Raw genomic sequence first — 19,838 nt, forward strand, 5'->3', positions numbered from 1 at the left:
TTTCTATATTATGCTGGTGGGCAATACCGAAGATATCAGAAGGTCTTGGTTATATTCATATTTTTCGATTGTATTTTTCTAGCAATAAATACGTATATACAATTACAAATGAATCCACTGCTAGCAAGATTTTTAGCCACTGGGATTGAAGCTAGGGAAAGACTGTTGGGGACGACGCTATATTATGGAGTAGGCAGTTATGGATATTTCTATGCATTAGTATCAATAATTCTTTTGTTAGGTTTCTTGTTTCTGAATTACCCTAAAAGAAAATTAATTGTATTTGTTTTTATTTGCCTTTATTTGGCGCTGTTAATTAAGTCATCATTTACTATAGCTATTCTGTTTACAGCAATTTTTCTTACGTTACTGGTTATCCTCAAGTATACTAATAAATATACCTTTGTATATATGGTTCTCCTTGGGGTCATGTCGATACTAATTTTTCGGGGCATGTTTGCATCAATGTTTAGTCATCTGGCAAATATAAAAGGCATATCCCCTGAGATCTCTATACGGTTTGACGAGTTAACCTATTTTTTTTCGGGAATTGATATTTTAGGTACTGACTTAAAAACCCGTCAAAACCTATATTCACAGTCGATGGATGCATTTGCAAACAATATACTGATGGGTACTTTGGTGACTAATAGTATTAAATATAGTGCAGGGGGGCATTCAGCTTGGCTAGATTTATTAGCGCGATTCGGTCTGTTTTCGATTCCTTTCTTCGTCTTTTTGTTAAAATTTTATCAATACATTAAAATAATAATTCCAAATAATTTCAAATCGTTTGTTAACGTGTATTGGCTATATTTCCTTAGTTTAGGATTTGTTAATACACTATTATTTCCAAATATCTATACGGTATGGTTCTTGTTTTTACCAATGGTAATGAGTTCATTTTTTGAAATTAGTAAAAAGAGCACTGCTGAAGAAATCTAACGGAATAATTTCAATGTTTGGTTCTTGTATTCATTATACCTTACTCCGCATGGACTCACAAAAATGAAAAACTATGAAACTAAAGAAGGTTATGATTACATGAGAATCACTGACTTTGAAAGGAACTCGAGGAAGCGAGGAAGGAGAATTTGTTTTTAACAAAAGGCATTGCATATATCGCCTGAGTATCAAAAATAATCTATGATGAGGGAGTAGTAATGGAATATCAAACATTAGGTAACAGAGCACTGAAAGTATCAAGGTTTTGCTTTGGCGGATGCCCAATGGGGCAGTACGGTTGGGGATATGTAGAGGAGAATAACCTAATAAAAGCTATTAATACAGCCATTGACCACGGCATAAATTTTTTTGATACATCTGATACATACGGACTCGGAAAGTCTGAGATTAACCTCGGTGAAGGTCTTGGAAACCGCAGAAGCGAAGTGGTGATTGCTTCGAAATTTGGTGTTCGGGTCGAGAAAGGAAAAACTTTTTACGATAATTCACCGGAATATATAGAAAAGGCCCTCTTTGCAAGTATGAAAAGATTGCGAACAGACTATATTGATCTGTACCAAGTACATTATCGTGATGGTAAAACTCCGCTTTATACTGTGGTTGAGAAACTTGAGCAGCTCAAAAAGCAGGGATATATCAGGCACGCGGGTTTGTGTAATGTACACAAAGAAGATGCAGAGGAGATTAAAGCAAGCGGTGATTTTTTCATTACCGTTCAGGATGAATATTCCCTTGCATGCAGAAAAAATGAGCAAGAACTAAAGATGTATTATAAAGACTGCGGTATGAATTCATTAACTTGGGGAAGCTTGGGACAAGGAATATTAACAGGGGAATATGATGCCAATACGGTTTTTGGGTCGGATGACCGCAGGAGCCGCGAGATATATGTTAATTTTCACGGTGAAAAGCTCAAGAGCAATCTAAGGATAGTAGAGGTAATACGAAATATAGCGGAAACACATAATGTTTCCTGTGCAGCAGTTGCAATTCGTTTTATTTTGGATTATTTAGATGATTCTATCGTTCTTGCCGGAGTGAAGAATGAAGAAGAAGTTCTTTTAAATATTGCCTCCCTTGGCTGGCATCTAACAAAAGACGAGATAGATTCACTTGACAAAATATCAAAAGAATAAATGTAATACTGACGAAAGAAGGAAACAAATGAACAGTGAGCAGTTGTCATGGCTTATTAGACGGCATGGGATAGAAATGACACATATATCAGGCGGTTCTCATATAGGCGCCGTTTTGTCAGCCACGGATATTGTCGCGGTTTTGTATAACGACATAGCTGACGTTGATCCCCGGTTACCTAAAAAGGATGACCGAGATCGTGTTATATTAAGCAAAGGTCATGCCGGAGCTGTAATATATGCGGTGCTCGCAGAGAAGGGATTCTTTGATATAGCGGAGTTGAAAACTCACTATGCTGACGGCAGCAATCTATCCGGGCACGTATCTCACAAAGGCGTACCCGGCGTTGAGGTGTCTACCGGCTCACTCGGGAACGGTATTTCGATTGGCGTCGGTATGGCAATCGCGGCAAAAATGGATAAAAAGAAACATCGTGTCTACGTGATTTGCGGGGATGGTGAATGCAACGAGGGAATGGTATGGGAAGCGGCGCTTGTTTCAAACCATTATCAGCTCGAAAACCTTGTCGTAATTATAGATCACAACAAAATGCAGAGTCTGGATACCTGTGAAAATACGATATCGCTTGCCCCACTCGCAGAGAAGTGGCATTCTTTCGGCTGGAATGTTTATGATTGCAACGGTCATGATCACGACGCTTTGCGGAATGCCTTCAGCAAAGCTAAAACGATTTTAGGCAAGCCCAGTGTAATCATTGCAAATACTATAAAGGGAAAAGGGATTTCATTTATGGAAAATGACATCCTGTGGCATTATCGATTTCCTCACGATGGTTGGGAATATGATATGGCTGTATGCGAATTGCATAAGGACAAGCCAGAAGGGGTGGTGGACCCGTATACACCGGATGGCATATCCAATCCTACTTTTCCGGACGCGGCCGCTGACATCGGATACGATCATACAACAAGCGCCGGCTGGCACCCGACGTGGTACAACGCCGGAAATACGGAGGAGCGTTAACTATGCGTGATACATTTGTTGATACGCTGATAGATATAGCAAAAAATGATAAGGATGTAATACTTGTTACCGGTGACCTTGGATTTGGTGTTTTAAAACCGTTCTGGGAACAACTGCCTGACCAATTCATCAATGCTGGAATCGCCGAGCAAAATATGACCGGCATGGCTGCTGGAATGGCACTTGAAGGGAAAACCGTATTCACATATTCAATCGGAAATTTCCCCACGCTGCGTTGTCTTGAGCAGATTCGTAATGATTGCGCTTACCATGATGCAAATGTAAAAATAGTATGCGTTGGCGGCGGTTTTGTATACGGTGCTCTTGGGATGAGTCACCACGCTACAGAGGACATTGCGGTAATGCGTGCTATGCCGGGTATATCGGTGTTTGCACCCAGTGATTTGCTCGAAGCAAAATACGTTACACAAGCGATATATAAAACGACCGGCACCTGTTATCTCAGGCTCGGACGAGGCGGGGAAAAACGCATTCATGAGAAAATTGAAGATTTCAGAATGGGTAAGGCAATCAAGGTTAAGGACGGAGAAGAAGTTGTGATTTGCTCTACAGGAGCGATATTTGACGAGATTATTGAAGCTAATCGTATCCTATTGAAAAGCGGGATTAATGCAGGACTATATACATTTCCCACTGTCAAGCCGATGGATTGCGAAACCCTGTCTTTTCTCAGCAGCAAGTACAATTGCATAATTACGGTTGAAGAGCATAACCGTGTCGGAGGTTTCGGTTCAGCAGTGGCAGAAGTGCTTGCTCAGTCCGGAACAGAGGCAAAGCTTGTATGCATCGGTACTAACGATGTGTATTCATCAAGCGTTGGAACACAAAAATTCTTGCGTAAGGTATATTCAATAGATGCGGCTTCAATCGTAAACGTGGTTATGGCAAATATCAACACCGGAACGGCACAAAATCTATGAATGTAGCAATAATTGGAGAAACCGCGGGAAGCGGAGGACTATTGGCACTTATGCGTGGTGTGCTGAATTGTGATGAAATACCAAGCAATATAAACGTATATTTCTTCTGTTCCAAGAACCTCCATGAGCTTCTTCCCGATATAAGCAATAGAATTAATGTAATTGAAACAGGACTTTTTTATGACCGGAGTTTAAAGGAAAAACTCACATACAGCCTGCAAAGGGATTTTATTGCTTTAGTTAAAAGTTATAATCCGGATATTGTATTCTACATAAATGGTTCTTTGAAAAAGGGGCTGGAAGAATATCGTTCGATTTTTCTTTTTAATAATCAGCTTTATGTAGATATGAAAAAACTAATTGCATTAGGCTTGTCAAAGACTACTCTTACTCTGCTCCGCGAGGCGTATTATGCCAGAAAAGCACTGAGGAACGCCGATTTGGTAATCTTCTCGTCACATTTTTCTAAGGATGGCGTAGAAAAATCAGGTATCCGCATCAAAGATAGTGCCGTTATTTCTCTTTCATGCAGCAATGTATTTAGACGTGAAGGCAGATGTGCTTATTTCGCACCGGGGAAGGAAGTTATCGATCTGTTGTACATATCGTCGATACTTCCGTATAAAAACCAATTACCTGTTTTACATGCGACAAGACGCCTTCATGATGATGGCTTTAATGTCAAGCTGACACTTATCGGAAAAAATATTGCAAAAAACTACGCAAAAAAATTCTATGCATATATAGATAAGTTTGGTATGCGAGATTACATCGAGCATATCGAATGGGTAAAATACGATGACATTCCGGCGATAATCGATAAATGCGATATATTTATTAATGCAAGCTCGACAGACACATGCGGAACATCTGTTTGTGAGGGAATGGCTCGCGGCACTGTTATTGCAGCAAATAATACTTCATTTAATAAAGACATGCTTGCTGATGCGGGGGAATATTTTGACATTAACGACGAAGACACAATATATGCCGCCCTACTGAAACTTATAGAAAATCCAGAACTGAGAGATGAATACGCGAATAAAGGATACGAGCTTTCAAGAAAATATACGCTTGATGATACAGCAAAAGCGTATTACTCATTATTTATTAAAGATAAATCTGGGATTTGATGGGCACTACCTAATCATATTTAATTGTGTGGGGAGAAAAGATGGGTATAAAGTCAATAATTAGGCAGATAATCCGAGAGTACAAAGTCAAACGTTGGACGAAGATAATAAGAACTACAGCCAAAAATTGTGGTGATAAGTTAAGGGTAAACTATCCTTCATGCGTGACTCCAAATACTGAGCTTGGCAACAATGTAAATTTCAATGGTATGCGCATATTGGGATATGGCAAAGTTGTGATTGGCGACAATTTTCACTCTGGAACAAATTACAAAATGCTCTCATCTATACATAATTATGATAACGGCACAACAATACCCTATGACAGTGTTATGATACCTAAGGATATTAATATCGGAGATAACGTATGGTTTGGAGACGATGTTATGATTCTTGGCGGCGTAACACTTGGCGAGGGTTGTATAATTCAAGCGGGGTCTGTTGTAGTATCAGATGTGCCTGATTGCGCAATTGCAGGGGGTCATCCGGCACGAGTTTTTAAATATCGGGATAAGGATCATTATTATAGTTTGAAATCCCAAAAGGCATTTATGTAAATGGATGTAAAGAACAATACGATAAAAAACCTTGGCAGAGAATCTATCCTGTATTTTTTGTCACTGGTTCTGCCTAAAGCAATTAATTTTCTGTTATTGCCGCTGTATTCTAATTTAATTGATCCCGACGAATACGCAATAATGGCATATACGCAGAAAATTTCGGCGTTTACCGTAATCATTGCCTCGTTGTGTTTAAACTTCTTTTACATGAGATACTATGCACAAGTAAATGATAAAAAGAAACTGAACGGAACTGCATTTTGGTTTATGTTTCTTATGAACATTGCAGTAACGCTATTGTGTTTCCTGGTATTGCCAATTGTATTTAAATCAACAAACTCTGTAGTGAAGTTTTTCCCGTACATGTTGTTGGAGCTGATTATCGCTTTTTTTACCACGATTGAATTTATTCCGATTCGTACAATGCGCATGAGTGGAGAAGTCAAGTTCTATTTTGTCAGAGCGGTATTCCGCTCACTCTTAGGAAACGGTCTCGGCGTCTTATTTGTAGCTGGTTTAGGTATGGGGATACTTGGTCGATACTTAGCTGAAGCGATTAGCGGTGGAGTGTTTGCTACAGCTCTGGTAATATACATGATCCAACGTTCGTATTTTAGGATTGACAAAAATCTACTAAAGGAAGGATTAAAATTTTCGCTCCCAATTTTGCCCTCTGCTCTAGTTGAAGTAACGACTCCCTTAATAACGACTATATTGATTGAGAGAGCGCTCAGCATGACAGAACTCGGCATTTATTCTATGGGCATGTCGCTGTCGCAGGTTGTTTTTCTTGTTACCGGTTCTGTCAGCATGACATTTGAGCCGGAGCTTTACAGAAAGTCTGCCCAAGCTGACTTTCCGGAGTACGCGAGGAAGATTAAGAATATTAATATGGTCTTTGTCGCTTGGTTCGCAATAGGCTGTGGGTTGTTTGTCCGCGAAGTTGTGTTGCTTGTTTTATCGGAGAAATATTTTTCTGTATGGCCGATTGTACAAATTATGATGATTTCATATTGCATAAACGTGTTGAAAGGTTTCTACAATCAGCTGATTATTATCCAGGGGAAAACGAAAGCTTTGACGGTTGCCAATGTTATTAATTTCGTAGTAAGTGCTGCAATTTGTTATTTTCTTCTTCCTTTGTTCGGCGAAAATATGCTTGGATGGCTTGCGTCAATCACCTCATTTGCAATGTTCTTGGTTTATTACACGGTAACCGATAAATCTAATTACAGGACCATACGTGTCAGCCGAGACTTTTTTGTAATTGGGATTATCGGCGTTCTGCTTTATGCTTCGAGAATCACTCACGCCGCAGGAGTGTGGCCTTCTATAGGACTAAAATTAATTATATTTGCTGCATTCACAATAATACTGATGCTTATTTATGGGTTGAATCCAAAGATAATAATTGGGGAAATAAGAAATGTACGAAAAAGCATGAGTAAGGTGATATAATGCTTGTAAGCGAATTCGATAGTATATATGAAAGCATTAGTAATACCGCTTTTCCCGGATTTGAAGGCATAAAAATTGAAAAGTACCTTGCGATTGGTTTTTATTACTTTTCTGTAGAAAGCAATAAAGACAAAAAGCCGTCGAGATTTAAACAAAAGCGTTCTCTTTTGTTTAACAGCATATCGGAAATAGCCCATTACGATTTCAATATTATTGAGCAAGGTAAGGCGATGTTGTTCTACTGTGCTTCTCACGGTTTACGAAGCGACTATATAGACACAATTAACGGTGTTCTCTCAACAAACAAAAATGTGTTTTCTCTTACAGGAAAAGAACTCAGCGGTTTTAGACGCAGAATCGTTTGGGGCAGAACATCTTTTAGATGTCTCTGCTATATTAGCGTATGGAGAAAGCTGCTCGGAAAATGCGGACTTACGGGTGACATGCTTGAATATTTTATTTTAAAGCTCGTAACAGGATACACATGGTTGTCGGTACTTCGGAGGAATAAAGCATTACTTATGAAGTGCGCAGCGATAATAACATTCTTTGATGCGGAAGAAACGGAGAACTTACTTGTCCAATATGCGGTACAGCTCAAAATCCCGACAGCAACACTTCAACACGGTCATTATAGTTATGATGTTCAGACAGGCGGCGATAAGACGAAGTATAATTTTGCTTTTGAGGGTTTTGTGAGTGACGAATTTTGGGGATGGGGCCAATATTTTAAGGACGAAGCGTTAGCCGCAGGAATACCGGAGGATAGGATAAAACTTGTCGGATGCCCTTATAATATAGGATACTCAGCGGAAGAAAACGATTCTGCTGTGAGTGTTATCGGGGTTTTACTCGACGGTGGAACAGCGTCGATACCAAAAAATTATAATATGATAAAGATTGTTCTGGCTTTTGCACAAAATCATAACTACAAAGTAATTATTAAGCCCCATCCGGGTCATGATCCGCTATATTACATAGACAAAATTGAGCAAGAAGAACTGCAACGTGTGGAACTGCAACGTGTGGAAATATTAACAATCCCAGTGTATGAGTATGCAAACAAAGTAGAATTCTCAATATGCGGTAATTCTTCCGTGTTTCTCGAATTGATTATGAAGGGAAAAAGGTGCTTCAGATACTGCATCAGTAAAGAAAATGATATTTATCGGCGAATGAATACACCTCAATTTAGCTCTCTGGAGGAGCTTGAAACTATTGTGGAGTCAGAAGGCGCGCTCGACTGCGCGGAAATCTGCGCTTATTTGAATGCGCCGGGCGACATAGCGCAGAATTATCACAAAGCAATTTCGAATCTTTGCGGAAACGTATGAACTAAATGTAAAAAATAACATTAAAGGAGGCTATTTATGCGATGTGAGGAACTCCTACTAAAACAGATTGATCATCTATTTTGGCTCGATTCGGCTGACACCAAATTAATGGGGTAAATCCTCTACATACAGTCCAATATAATGTGTTTCTGTATTACCTCTCAAATACGATCTACAGGAACAACAATGCAGCAAAAGCATCAAAGAGACTACTTGTGACAAGATTTACGGAATAAGCAAAATGATGATTTCGGCAGACCTATTCTATCAAGTCAATCTCCTGATGTGTTCATGTGTGATCACCCACATGGGGCAATTATGGGTCGTGCATCGTATGAATACTATTTTTCATTCAGTCAAGGATGTACCGTAGGAAATAATCATGGTATATATCCTATTTTGGTCATAACGTTTCTATGTTATCAAATTCAAAGGTACTTGGTAACAGTCATATCGGGAACTATGTAATCCTATCGGCGGACTCGTATGTAAAAGATACAGATATTCCAGATGGTTCGATTGTCTTCGGACAAAGCCCTCAATTAGTAATTAAGCCAGCTATGGAAAAAATTAAACAGCATATGGAGGCAACATGGAAAACGGTGTAAATGGAAGTGGAGTTTTTAAAACAATTGCAATAATTCCAGCTCGTGGAGGAAGTAAACGGATACCCCACAAAAATATTAAAGATTTTTGCGGGAAGCCTATACTTGCCTATTCCATAGAGGCAGCAATTAAGAGTGGCGTGTTTGACGAGGTTATGGTGTCTACGGACGACGAAGAAATAGCTAAAGTCGCCGAAAAATACGGTGCAAAGATACCGTTTCAACGAAGTAATTACACATCGGGCGACTATGCAACGATACAGGATGTTGTTGTGGAAGTACTGGAGAACTACAAAAACAAAAGAAAACAATATGATGGCTATTGTTGCATATATGCTGCGGCACCATTTGTAACTGCTGAACAACTACGCGAAGGTAATAAACTGCTATATGAACAGGATACATGGAAAGTTGTTCCGATAGTTCGATTCTCTTATCCGCCACAGAGAAGTTATGTGCTCAAATCAGGATACCTATCATGGAATTGGCCTGAGTACAAATCGACACGTTCACAGGACTTGGAACCCTGGTATCATGAATGCGGCTCGTTTTTTTACTGCCGGACAATTAATAAAAATCAAATAGAAAGAGTTGTACCGTTAATCATTTCAGAGACAGAAGTCCAAGACATAGATACAGAAGAAGATTGGCGAGTAGCGGAATTCAAATACAAGTATTTGAATAAATCCAAAGACAATTAATGATTGGAGTACTTACATGAAGCTTGAAAACTATTAAGATTAGGAAAAACATATATCATTACAGAGATGTCTGGAAATTATGGCGGGTCAATTGAACATGCAATTGAGATCGTTCATGCAGCCAAGAACTCCGGAGCCGATTGTCTAAAACTACAGACCTACACAGCAGAAACGCTAACGTTGAAGTGCGATGCCCCATATTTTAGGTTCGTAGTGGCCTGTGGGCTGACAGGTATCTTTATGACCTCTATACAGAGGTGGAACAGCGTCAATATCAGAAAATTATAATATGATAAAGATTGTTCTGGCTTTTGCACAAAATTATAACTACAAAGTAATTATTAAGCCCCATCCGGGTCGAGATCCGTAATATTACATAGACAAAATTGAGCAAGAAGGACTGCAACGTGTGGAAATATTAACAATCCCAGTGTCTGAGTTAAGGGGAACCCAACTTAAAGACTTTTGACAACAACAATGCTTGAACGCGAACTATGCGCTTATACTGGAACTTCTGTTCAATGGTTAGCAATGGTACAGCGGCACTACAGCGCTTGGGTTACAGAAAAGGAATCTTTCCAAATGCCGAGAAAATTTACGAGAACATTCTCTCTCCCACTTTACCCTTGGTTAACCGACAATGATGTCGAGGACGTACTTCATGCGGTAAAAATATCTGTACATAGTACGCTAACTAAAAAAATAAAAAAAGGAATTGAGTAAATGTTTACAAACAAAACACTCCTCATCACCGGTGGCACCGGATCTTTCGGTAACGCTGTGCTCGAACGTTTTCTTCAAACGGACATTGGCGTGATCCGTATCTTCTCCCGCGATGAAAAGAAACAGGATGACATGCGGCATTTATATCAGGTGCAGTATCCGGAATTGAGCGAGAAAATCAAGTTCTACATCGGTGACGTGCGGGACTTGGCATCAGTCAAGAACGCCATGCACGGTGTTGACTATATTTTTCATGCCGCAGCACTCAAACAAGTACCCTCTTGCGAATTTTTCCCGCTTGAAGCGATGAAAACTAATGTCATCGGTACAGACAATGTATTAACTGCAGCAATCGACGTGGGCGTAAAGATTGTTATTTGCCTGTCGACAGACAAGGCCGCATATCCTGTCAATGCTATGGGAACAAGCAAAGCGATGATGGAGAAAGTCGCGGTTGCAAAAAGCAGGACAACAGACAGGACAAAAATATGTGTCACTCGCTATGGCAATGTCCTGTGCTCCCGTGGGAGTGTCATTCCACTATGGATCGAGCAAATCAAAGATGGGAAACCTATTACTGTGACTGAACTAAACATGACACGGTTTCTCATGACATTGGATGAAGCTGTAGATCTGGTTCTCTATGCTTTTGAAAATGGAAAATCGGGAGATATTTTTATTCAGAAAGCGCCTGCATGCACTATTGGTGTGTTGGCGCAAGCGGTAATAGAATTGTTCCATTCAGAGAATGAGATAAAGGTGATTGGTATTCGTCATGGCGAGAAGATGTATGAAACGTTATTGACAAACGAGGAATGCACTTATGCTGAGGAATTGGGAGGCTTTTATCGCGTCCCATCGGATAACCGAGACCTAAACTACGACAAGTATTTTATTAAGGGTAATACTGAACGGAACACGTTGATGGAATTTAATAGCAGCAACTCTCAGTTTATGAATGTTGAGCAGGTAAAAGATAAATTACTTAGCTTGGATTATATCCAGAGTGAGCTTGCAACATGGGAGGGTAAGAAATGAGATTCCTTGTCCTTGGTAGCAATGGCATGGTCGGACATACGGTTTCCCTATATTTGAAGAAACAGCACCATGAAGTGGTCGGTTTTGGAAGACGTCCGTTTCAATATACGGACTATATTATTGGAGATGCAGAAGATACTACATTAATTGAGAAAATCATCACCGAAGGAAAATATAACACCATAATAAACTGTATTGGTATTTTAAACCAATCAGCTGAACAACAACAAGCAGATGCAGTTTTTTCAAATTCATATCTTCCACATTATTTAGCAGAAATAACTAAAGATATGAAAACGCAAATCATAAACGGCAGTACAGATTGTGTTTTTTCTGGAAAACGTGGTGGTTACACTACAACAGATTTGCCTGACGCTGATTCTTTCTACGGTCGGTCAAAAGCTCTTGGAGAACTTATTGACGATAAAAATGTCACTTTTCGCACGTCTATTGTCGGCCCAGATTTAAGGCCTGAGGGGATTGGTTTGCTGAACTGGTTTATGAAGCAGGATAATGAAGTTAACGGATACACAGGTGCAATATGGACAGGCATTACGACACTTGAATTTGCAAAATTAGCGGAGTATGCTTCAACAAAAAGGTTGCATGGACTATTCAATGCTGTTCCTAAATGTTCAATCAGTAAATATGAATTGCTGAAGCTATTTAACCGATATTTCCGAAACGATGAGGTGAAAGTTAATGCTGTGGAGGGGCTTGTTTCAGATAAATCGCTGTTGCCATCCGAAATCTATGATTTTGTAATACCTAATTACGATAATATGATTCATGCGTTGGCGGGATGGATGCACGAACATACGCAGCTTTATCCACATTATTTTCTACAGTCAAGGAGAAATTATAAGTAGGCTTAAACTTATGATAGTAATGGGTACACGCCCAGAGCGCAGATTCGTCTTTGACAAGCGTGTTATCCAGCATCAACCGCTAGGTTTCTTTGATTACAACAAGCTTCAGCAGAACGACTACTGCGTCGTTTCTGATAGTGGTACGATTCCCGGAGAGGGCAGTTACTTTAAATTCGCTGCTGTATCTATCAGAACCAGCACAGAACATCCCGAAGCCATTGACAAGGGTGTCTTCACTATCGGCAGCATCACGACCGAGCAGGTTCTGCAAGCAGTCGACCTCGCTGTCGCAATGCACGAGAACTGAGACTACGGTTTGACTGTCCCTTCTTATGCCGACGAGAATGTAAGTGTGAAAGTGATTAAAATAATCCAAAGCTATACCGAAATAATTAATAAGATGGTATGGCGCAAGTAATACTTGCAAGGCGGGCAAATTGATTGTCCGGAAACGTGAAATGCAAACTGGTGCTTGGTTCAAAATTATCACCAATTATTTAAAGAATATTAAGTATTGGAGAAAATATAAGATGAATAATGATCCTGTGATTAAAACATTTATTCCATACGGGAAACAGTATATTGACGAGGACGACATAGTCGCTGTGTCGGAGGTACTGCGGGGTGCGTATATCACCACGGGGCCAAGGGTAGAGATATTTGAAAGAGACCTGTGCAATCTTACGGGGGCCAAGTATGCCGTCGCTATAGCAAACGGTACTGCGGCGCTGCACGCGGCCTGTTTTGCAGCGGGAATAGAAGAAGGTGACGAGGTCGTCACCACGCCCATGACTTTTGCCGCATCAGCCAACTGCATACTATACTGCGGCGGAACTCCTGTTTTCGCGGACATTGACCCCGACACGTGGAATATTAGCGCTGACGAGATCGAAAAAAGAGTCACCGACAGAACCAAGGCCGTGGTGGCTGTGGACTTTACTGGGCAGGCGGTAGACCTTGACAGGATCAGGGACATCTGCATCCGCCAAAACCTAATTTTAATTGAGGACGCCGCCCACGCCATAGGTACGAAATACAGGGATAAATACGTAGGCAGCATAGCCGATATGACCATCTTCAGCTTTCACCCCGTCAAGACAATAACCTGCGGGGAAGGCGGGGCAATACTGACGGACGATGAGAATTATTACCGAAAGCTCCTCCGCTTCAGGACCCACGGCATCATCCACGACCCCAAACTGATGAGGCAAAAACCGTTTAACGGCTTTTACGAGCAGATAGAGCTGGGCTACAACTACAGGCTTACCGATTTTCAGGCCGCCCTTGGCTCCAGCCAGTTGAAGAAGCTTGACAAATTCTCCAAACGGAGAGCGATGATAGTGGATATTTACAACAGGGAGTTGGGAAAGATACCTGAGCTGATACTGCAGAAGGAAATTCCCGATTCGAAAACAACAAGGCACATTTATATAATCCGCCTCAATAAAAAGCTACTCAGAGCGAGCAGAGGAGAGTTCTATAAAAGCCTGAATGAGGAAAATGTGGGGCTACAGGTTCATTACATACCCGTCTACTATCACCCCTATTATCAGTCGCTTGGTTACAGAAAGGGCTTGTGCCCTGTAGCGGAAGACCTGTATGAGGACATCATTACCATACCGCTTTACTATTCGCTCTCTGATGAGGACGTTTACAGCGTTATAGAGGCTGTGAAAAAAACTGTGGATAAATACAGAAAATAAGAAAGGGCTAAAGCTTGAGCTGTGTTGCCATAATAACTGCCCGCAGTGACAATAAGCGCATACCGAAAAAAATATCAAGGGTTTCTGCGGCAAACTGATTATCGTATAGTCTCTCCAGGATTTATTAATACGGAAGGTCAACGCACTACCAGCGAGTTGATTAAAAATCTTGTACTGAACGATTGTGCTATCCGTCATCTCACTGAGCCGGAAGAGGTTGCCGATTTTATTGTTTACTTAGCCAGTGATAAGGCCCGTTGTATTACGGGTCAGATTTACCGGATAGACTGTGGTCAGTATATTTGAGATTGGAGAAAAGATGGCTAAGAAGTTTATTTTAGGAACAGTACAACTGGGAGTGCGTTATGGCATTAATAATAGCTATGGTAAGCCTTCACAACCCGAAGTGACTGATATGTTGCATTATGCATTCAATCAGGGTGTTCGCTGGCTTGATACGGCTGAGGCTTATGGTTCTTCTGAGTAGCTAATAGGTAACTATCATAGGGAAAGCGGAAATCATTTTAATGTATGTACGAAACTCAGAACCAGCAATATAGATGGAATTACATATGTCGCATTAGAAAAAGATGCCTTGCTTCTATTGAAGAATTGGCAATACAAATATTGCGCTGTACAGTTTGCACTTATTTGACTGCTGCCATCAGAGGCAATTCATGGAGGGTTTGAGTAGGCTGATAAAATCCGTAGTTGTTTAAAGTCAAATGTTGGTCATCAAAGCCTGTTTTACATACCGAGATATTTTAGATGCTTACAGAGAGCATCCGGAGTGGCTTCAAATAAACTTGTTTATAGAGCAGAGGAGCGTATAGATGAAATTATTTGATAATATCAAGAATAATAAAATTTATATCGTCGCCGAGATGTCTGCAAACCACGGCGGCTCACTGCAACACGCCCTCGAAGTGGCGCACGCCGCAAAAGAAGCGGAGGCCGATTGCCTGAAAATTCAGACCTATACGGCTGATACGATCACCATAGACTGCGACAACGATTTTTTTAAGGTAAAAGGTGGCCTGTGGGACGGATACACAAGGTATCAGCTATATAAGGAAGCTTATACGCCTTGGGAGTGGCAAGGCAGGATCAAAGAAGAATGCCAAAAGATCGGACTGGATTTCTTTTCTTCGCCTTTTGACCCCAGCGCGGTTGATTTTCTCGAAAGCATTGGGACAGAAGCGTATAAGATTGCTTCTCCGGAACTGGTCGATATTCCTTTGATCGAATATACCGCTAAAAAAGGCAAACCGATGGTGATGTCCTGCGGCATGGCGAATCCGGAAGAGATTAATGCAGCAATAGCTGCCTGTGAGAGGAACAGTAATTATAATATTATTCTGCTGAAATGCACTACGGAGTATCCTGCACCCATATCGGATATGAATCTACTTACGATACCCGATATGCAAAACAGATTTGGATATCCTGTTGGTTTGTCGGATCATACGATGGGCTTTACCGCCGACGTGGTCGCAGTCGCCCTCGGCGCAGTACTTATTGAAAAGCATTTTTGTATATCTAAAAATGAAACAGGAGCAGATATAGCATTTTCGATGGATTTCGATATGTTCAGAGATATGGTCAAGGCGGTGCGTGAGACAAAAGAGCTTCTGGGGAAGTGTACCTATGAACTATCCGAAGGCGAACGGAGAGCCCGAAACGGAAGGCGTTCGCTGTTTGCAGTGAAGGATATTGGAAAGGGAGATATAATCACTGAAGTAAATGTAAGGAGTATTCGGCCTGGCGTAGGGTTGCCTCCAATTGAACTAAAAAATATTCTAGGCAGAAAGGCAACAGTTGATATACCCTTCGGCACGCCTATTTCTATGGAAGGTTTAGAATAATTATGTAATGCTTGGAAAGAGGTTAAAGATATGGTGATTATAATCGGTGCATCAAGTTTTATTGGTGTATATACAGTCGAAGCATTTCTGAATAATGGTTATGAAGTTTTATTTCAAAAGCGAGGCGTTAGATCAAAAGTAATATGCAACGCTGAAATTCCAAATATAACCTCTTCATATGCATTTTCTATCAAAAAGCACACGATGACTTCAGATATGATCCTAAGCGTGCAGATTTCTGGGACATAATGACTGACTACAAGTTAGAACTCGACAAACAGAAAATGAAAATCTTCTTTAGAACAGACGCAAACATTACAATAGCAACTGGACACCTCATGAGATGTATTTCGATTGCCAACGAACTACAAAGCAGAGGGGATCGAATTGCGTTCATGATTGCTGATGAGGCATCTATTAGTATCCTCGAAAAATACCAGCTTGATTATTTCCTAATAGATGCAAAGTGGGATATATGCGAGAGTGGAATAGCTGAAACCCTTCGGATATTGACTGCTGAAAAACCGGATATGCTCATTGTCGATTCATATTATGTAGATGAGAAGTATTTGGCTGAACTTTCTAAGGTGGTTAAGGTTGCATATTTGGGAAGCAAGGAAATAACTTGCCCGCAACTTTCTTTATTAATTAATTATAGCAATCTGTTAGACAAAGATTTCTATAAAACCAATTACAATGAGACCGTGCTTTTACTGGGCCCAAAATATTCGCCGCTAAGAAAACAATTTGATATTGATGATACTACAGTAAGAGAGTGTGTTAAGAATATTTTTGTTAGCGTTGGCGGCTCGGATACGTTTGGTGTCACACTTAGTATATTAAAAAGACTTATGCAATATACCGCCAAATTATGCATCAATATCATAGTTGTTGCTGGCGCAATGAATAGATATATTTCTGAATTAAAAGAAGTTGAATCGACAGATAGATGCATCTATGTTTTAGTGAATGCTAATAACATGGCAGAGATAATGCTTGGCTGTGATTTGGCGGTTTCAGCGGCTGGTACTACTATAAACGAGTTGTGCGCGTGTGGTGTACCAACCATCTGTTTTGCAATATCGAAGGAACAAGAAGAGCAGGCAAAACAATATGAAAAAGAAAATGTGGCTTTTTATTGTGGAAGTTTTGTAGACGAACCGGACATGGTGCTTGATAAAATTATTTTGAATGTTGATATGCTTTTACATGATTATGAGCGCAGAATTGACATGGCAAAAATTATGAGAGATTTGATAGATGGCAAAGGGTGCTCATTGATTGCCGATCATATTCATGAAATATTAGACGGAGAACGAAATACATGAAAAAGATAATGATCCTTGGAGCAAGTAGGTTGCAGGTGCCAGCCATACAAGAGGCAAAACGGCGCGGTTTGTTTGTCATTGCCGTCGATTATGATAAGAATGCTGAAGGCTTTTCAGTTGCTGATAAATGTATTGATATCAGTACAATAGACTGCGAGGGTGTTTATAAGGCGGCCTTAGAGAATAAACCGGATTATATAATCACGTCGACCAGTGATATGCCTGTTCGTACAGTAGCGTATGTACGAGAGAAGCTCAATATGCCGCTTGATATATCATACACTGATTCGTTTTGTGCTACAAACAAAGCATTTATGCGTCAACGCTTTCGTGAGTGCGGAATTCCGATACCAAGGTTCAATGTTATTGAGGAAGAGGACGAATTTAAGACATTATATCCAACATATGGGGATAGATTCATAATCAAGCCTGCTGATAATGCAGCCAGTCGTGGCGTCAGACTTGTCGATATAGATAAAGGTACTGATCCATTAGAATGCTACAAATTCAGTTTTGGCAGATCAAGAACCGGAACAGTACTTATCGAAGAGTATATGCTGGGGCCGGAAGTCAGCGTAGAGTCGTTCACGCTGAACGGTATTACTGATGTTATCGCAATAACGGATAAGATTGTCACTCAGCCGCCGTTCTTTGTCGAGCTCGGACATACCGAGCAAAGCCAACTGAGCGAGAATATAAAGCGGCAGATAAAAGATGTAGTCAAGAGAACCTTGTCGGCGGTAGGTGTGATTAATGGCCCGTCGCATACCGAGCTTAAAATTACGACGGAAGGGCCGAAAGTAGTTGAAACGGCCGCACGATTAGGTGGAGATTTCATTACTTCAAAACTGGTTCCGCTTTCCACCGGCATTGATATGACGGTCTGCTCTATTTCCCTTGCGGTTGGTGAGCATGTGGATTTGACGCGAAAATATGATAGAGGCTCAGCAATCAGATTCATACCGACTACTTTCGGAATAATAGCTGGAATTGATAATATAAAAAATGCAAAAAAAATGTTTGGCGTTACGGAGATTGAATTGTATAAAAAAATAGGTGATCGAATCGGTGGAACTGAATCAAGCAACGACAGAATAGGTCATGTTATCGCTACAGGAAAGGACGCAAATCAAGCGGCAGCAATTTGTGACGCTGCGATGAAAACCATTTCAGTTGAAATCGTTTCAGAACAATAATAAATTGCTGTAAGTGGGATTCTGGGGTTGAATCCCCATCGAAAAAGGTTAACAAGAGTTTGAACTAAGGAGGCTTAACTGAATAAATGAAAAATGTAGCCCTAATCCGACTACAAAAGCATTTTTCATTTATTCAGTAAGGCATAATAGTGGCCCGGAGCGAGCTATCATATTATGAGTAGGGGTAACCATCGACTTGAAAACGCAAAGGACTCGCAGAGGAGGCCTAATGGACTCACTGGGGCTTCGCCCCCGTCCCCGAAATATCTTTGGATGACGAAGATCGAGGGTTTTATCAAAGGGGACGGCAGGTCCTCAATTTTTTTAAGTTTACAAAACGATCATGACGGATAGGAGGCATTAAAATGGAACGCACTTTAAACAACCAGAACAACAAATTAAGTGGTGTCGAGATGATGGGCGACAATATAAAAAAAGAACTTAAGTTTTGTGGAAAAGATGTTGTGCTTCACTCTCTTGTAAAAATTATACGGGCAGAAAATGCAGAACTAGACGATTATTGCAGGGTTCTGGACTATACATTTATTGATGCCGGGAAATCACTAAAAATTGGTAAGCATTCAATGATCACATGGTATGTCTTAATTGAAGGCGGTGGAGATACTTATATTGGGGATCGAGTGTTTATTGGTCCGGGGACAAAAGTGCTTACAAGCACCTATGAAATACAGGGATACTATTCAGCTGAATTTGTCCCAGATGAATGCCACAAGATTAACTATTGCTCTATTAAAATTATGGATGACGCATATATTGGCGCCAACTGTGTCTTGATGCCGGGGGTTACAATAGGGGAAGGTGCCGTAGCGGGAGCGAATAGCCTTGTTAATAAGGATTTGGAACCTTGGGGAATCTATGTAGGGACTCCTTGTAAACGAATTGGCACGCGAGAAAGGCCATCTGCAGAAATGACAGATAAATTATACCAGGATGTGGATTGGGGAAACCATTTAGTCCCAAATTTTGAATAATTATGAGTTCAATGTTAGGGATTGGAAGTGTATTTTTTTATGATGATCAATTAGAATAGGTGACTACTCGGCGTAACGTCTCCCGTTGGTCACAGTTACGCACAGGGTCATGGAACATGGTGATGCGCTCAGTACCCAGGATGAAGCGATTCAGGTTAGGGAGTATCTGAAGAGCCGAAAGGAGATAGACTCCCTGGATAAGGAAGTCCGAGTCGCATCTTGCCCTACTCAGTATGATGATTTTAATGCCGAGGGTTGGTGGGAGTCGGGAGGATCTGAAGCGAGGAGTGCAGGAGTATATGAAA

22 protein-coding genes are annotated in these 19,838 nt (G+C 40.6%); all 22 read left to right on the top strand.

Translation table 11 applies throughout. The features are described from left to right. Window positions 1–945: hypothetical protein (locus tag AC6I5A_RS06925; protein WP_034613435.1), on the top strand; the 945-nt coding region annotated here is incomplete at its 5' end. Between the two features lie 218 nt (window positions 946–1,163). Beyond that, window positions 1,164–2,102, top strand: a complete 939-nt coding sequence (locus AC6I5A_RS06930) for an aldo/keto reductase (protein WP_497900563.1) — start codon at window positions 1,164–1,166, stop codon at window positions 2,100–2,102. A 28-nt stretch (window positions 2,103–2,130) separates the two neighbouring features. Then, window positions 2,131–3,087, top strand: a complete 957-nt coding sequence (locus AC6I5A_RS06935) for a transketolase (protein WP_497900564.1) — start codon at window positions 2,131–2,133, stop codon at window positions 3,085–3,087. A 2-nt stretch (window positions 3,088–3,089) separates the two neighbouring features. Next, on the top strand, window positions 3,090–4,028 hold the full coding sequence (locus AC6I5A_RS06940; protein ID WP_034613437.1) for a transketolase family protein: 939 nt from the start codon (window positions 3,090–3,092) through the stop codon (window positions 4,026–4,028). Further along, window positions 4,025–5,161 (top strand): glycosyltransferase, encoded by a 1,137-nt coding sequence (locus AC6I5A_RS06945; RefSeq protein ID WP_034613440.1) that lies wholly within the window; start codon window positions 4,025–4,027, stop codon window positions 5,159–5,161. The genes AC6I5A_RS06940 and AC6I5A_RS06945 overlap by 4 nt, the downstream gene beginning before the upstream one ends. Before the next feature lie 41 nt (window positions 5,162–5,202). After that, entirely contained in the window at window positions 5,203–5,718 is a 516-nt protein-coding gene (locus AC6I5A_RS06950; protein ID WP_034613443.1) for an acyltransferase, read from the top strand. Then, window positions 5,719–7,179, top strand: a complete 1,461-nt coding sequence (locus tag AC6I5A_RS06955) for a lipopolysaccharide biosynthesis protein (protein WP_034613445.1) — start codon at window positions 5,719–5,721, stop codon at window positions 7,177–7,179. Continuing rightward, a complete protein-coding gene (locus tag AC6I5A_RS06960; protein ID WP_034613448.1) occupies window positions 7,179–8,513 on the top strand; it encodes a hypothetical protein in 1,335 nt (444 codons plus the stop codon). The genes AC6I5A_RS06955 and AC6I5A_RS06960 overlap by 1 nt, the downstream gene beginning before the upstream one ends. A 592-nt stretch (window positions 8,514–9,105) precedes the next feature. Beyond that, window positions 9,106–9,819 (top strand): pseudaminic acid cytidylyltransferase, encoded by a 714-nt coding sequence (pseF, locus tag AC6I5A_RS06965; RefSeq protein WP_034613451.1) that lies wholly within the window; start codon window positions 9,106–9,108, stop codon window positions 9,817–9,819. Window positions 9,820–9,885: 66 nt separating this feature from the next. Continuing rightward, window positions 9,886–10,107: an N-acetylneuraminate synthase family protein gene (locus AC6I5A_RS06970; RefSeq protein WP_497900565.1), complete on the top strand. Its 222-nt coding sequence runs from the start codon at window positions 9,886–9,888 to the stop codon at window positions 10,105–10,107. A gap of 435 nt (window positions 10,108–10,542) precedes the next feature. Then, the gene (locus AC6I5A_RS06975; RefSeq protein ID WP_034613456.1) at window positions 10,543–11,580 is read left to right on the top strand and encodes a polysaccharide biosynthesis protein; all 1,038 of its coding nucleotides are present in this window, start codon (window positions 10,543–10,545) and stop codon (window positions 11,578–11,580) included. Continuing rightward, window positions 11,577–12,449 carry a sugar nucleotide-binding protein gene (locus tag AC6I5A_RS06980; RefSeq protein WP_034613458.1) on the top strand — a complete coding sequence of 291 codons (873 nt, stop codon included), beginning with the start codon at window positions 11,577–11,579 and terminating at the stop codon, window positions 12,447–12,449. The genes AC6I5A_RS06975 and AC6I5A_RS06980 overlap by 4 nt, the downstream gene beginning before the upstream one ends. Before the next feature lie 10 nt (window positions 12,450–12,459). Further along, window positions 12,460–12,756, top strand: coding sequence for a UDP-N-acetylglucosamine 2-epimerase (locus AC6I5A_RS06985; RefSeq protein ID WP_034613461.1), 297 nt, complete (start codon window positions 12,460–12,462; stop codon window positions 12,754–12,756). 223 nt (window positions 12,757–12,979) lie between these two features. After that, window positions 12,980–14,152 (top strand): UDP-4-amino-4,6-dideoxy-N-acetyl-beta-L-altrosamine transaminase, encoded by a 1,173-nt coding sequence (pseC, locus tag AC6I5A_RS06990; RefSeq protein WP_034613480.1) that lies wholly within the window; start codon window positions 12,980–12,982, stop codon window positions 14,150–14,152. Window positions 14,153–14,197: 45 nt separating this feature from the next. Then, the gene (locus AC6I5A_RS06995; protein WP_034613463.1) at window positions 14,198–14,458 is read left to right on the top strand and encodes an SDR family oxidoreductase; all 261 of its coding nucleotides are present in this window, start codon (window positions 14,198–14,200) and stop codon (window positions 14,456–14,458) included. A 13-nt stretch (window positions 14,459–14,471) separates the two neighbouring features. Next, window positions 14,472–14,639, top strand: coding sequence for an aldo/keto reductase (locus AC6I5A_RS07000; RefSeq protein WP_497900566.1), 168 nt, complete (start codon window positions 14,472–14,474; stop codon window positions 14,637–14,639). A gap of 346 nt (window positions 14,640–14,985) precedes the next feature. Continuing rightward, entirely contained in the window at window positions 14,986–16,017 is a 1,032-nt protein-coding gene (pseI, locus tag AC6I5A_RS07005) for a pseudaminic acid synthase (protein ID WP_034613466.1), read from the top strand. 30 nt (window positions 16,018–16,047) lie between these two features. Continuing rightward, entirely contained in the window at window positions 16,048–16,266 is a 219-nt protein-coding gene (locus tag AC6I5A_RS07010) for a hypothetical protein (RefSeq protein ID WP_034613469.1), read from the top strand. Window positions 16,267–16,301: 35 nt separating this feature from the next. After that, complete coding sequence (pseG, locus tag AC6I5A_RS07015; RefSeq protein ID WP_497900568.1) at window positions 16,302–17,345, top strand: UDP-2,4-diacetamido-2,4,6-trideoxy-beta-L-altropyranose hydrolase; 1,044 nt, start codon at window positions 16,302–16,304, stop codon at window positions 17,343–17,345. Then, a complete protein-coding gene (locus tag AC6I5A_RS07020; RefSeq protein ID WP_052167944.1) occupies window positions 17,342–18,541 on the top strand; it encodes an ATP-grasp domain-containing protein in 1,200 nt (399 codons plus the stop codon). The genes pseG and AC6I5A_RS07020 overlap by 4 nt, the downstream gene beginning before the upstream one ends. Before the next feature lie 365 nt (window positions 18,542–18,906). Further along, window positions 18,907–19,533 (top strand): DapH/DapD/GlmU-related protein, encoded by a 627-nt coding sequence (locus AC6I5A_RS07025; protein ID WP_052167945.1) that lies wholly within the window; start codon window positions 18,907–18,909, stop codon window positions 19,531–19,533. Between the two features lie 85 nt (window positions 19,534–19,618). Beyond that, a partial coding sequence (locus tag AC6I5A_RS07030) for a hypothetical protein (protein ID WP_497900567.1) occupies window positions 19,619–19,838 on the top strand: 220 nt, incomplete at its 3' end.

The sequence above is a fragment of the Desulfosporosinus sp. Tol-M2 genome, from assembly GCF_059735615.1.

Coding starts and splice junctions, on each gene's coding strand:
- AC6I5A_RS06970 (WP_497900565.1), top strand. CDS start 9,886: ATGTCTGGAAATTATGGCGGGTCAATTGAACATGCAATTGAGATCGTT.
- AC6I5A_RS06960 (WP_034613448.1), top strand. CDS start 7,179: ATGCTTGTAAGCGAATTCGATAGTATATATGAAAGCATTAGTAATACC.
- AC6I5A_RS07025 (WP_052167945.1), top strand. CDS start 18,907: ATGGAACGCACTTTAAACAACCAGAACAACAAATTAAGTGGTGTCGAG.
- pseC (WP_034613480.1), top strand. CDS start 12,980: ATGAATAATGATCCTGTGATTAAAACATTTATTCCATACGGGAAACAG.
- AC6I5A_RS07000 (WP_497900566.1), top strand. CDS start 14,472: ATGGCTAAGAAGTTTATTTTAGGAACAGTACAACTGGGAGTGCGTTAT.
- AC6I5A_RS06985 (WP_034613461.1), top strand. CDS start 12,460: ATGATAGTAATGGGTACACGCCCAGAGCGCAGATTCGTCTTTGACAAG.
- AC6I5A_RS06935 (WP_497900564.1), top strand. CDS start 2,131: ATGAACAGTGAGCAGTTGTCATGGCTTATTAGACGGCATGGGATAGAA.
- AC6I5A_RS06980 (WP_034613458.1), top strand. CDS start 11,577: ATGAGATTCCTTGTCCTTGGTAGCAATGGCATGGTCGGACATACGGTT.
- AC6I5A_RS06975 (WP_034613456.1), top strand. CDS start 10,543: ATGTTTACAAACAAAACACTCCTCATCACCGGTGGCACCGGATCTTTC.
- AC6I5A_RS06950 (WP_034613443.1), top strand. CDS start 5,203: ATGGGTATAAAGTCAATAATTAGGCAGATAATCCGAGAGTACAAAGTC.
- pseI (WP_034613466.1), top strand. CDS start 14,986: ATGAAATTATTTGATAATATCAAGAATAATAAAATTTATATCGTCGCC.
- AC6I5A_RS06945 (WP_034613440.1), top strand. CDS start 4,025: ATGAATGTAGCAATAATTGGAGAAACCGCGGGAAGCGGAGGACTATTG.
- AC6I5A_RS06930 (WP_497900563.1), top strand. CDS start 1,164: ATGGAATATCAAACATTAGGTAACAGAGCACTGAAAGTATCAAGGTTT.
- AC6I5A_RS07020 (WP_052167944.1), top strand. CDS start 17,342: ATGAAAAAGATAATGATCCTTGGAGCAAGTAGGTTGCAGGTGCCAGCC.
- pseG (WP_497900568.1), top strand. CDS start 16,302: ATGAAAATCTTCTTTAGAACAGACGCAAACATTACAATAGCAACTGGA.
- AC6I5A_RS06955 (WP_034613445.1), top strand. CDS start 5,719: ATGGATGTAAAGAACAATACGATAAAAAACCTTGGCAGAGAATCTATC.
- AC6I5A_RS06940 (WP_034613437.1), top strand. CDS start 3,090: ATGCGTGATACATTTGTTGATACGCTGATAGATATAGCAAAAAATGAT.
- pseF (WP_034613451.1), top strand. CDS start 9,106: ATGGAAAACGGTGTAAATGGAAGTGGAGTTTTTAAAACAATTGCAATA.
- AC6I5A_RS07010 (WP_034613469.1), top strand. CDS start 16,048: ATGGTGATTATAATCGGTGCATCAAGTTTTATTGGTGTATATACAGTC.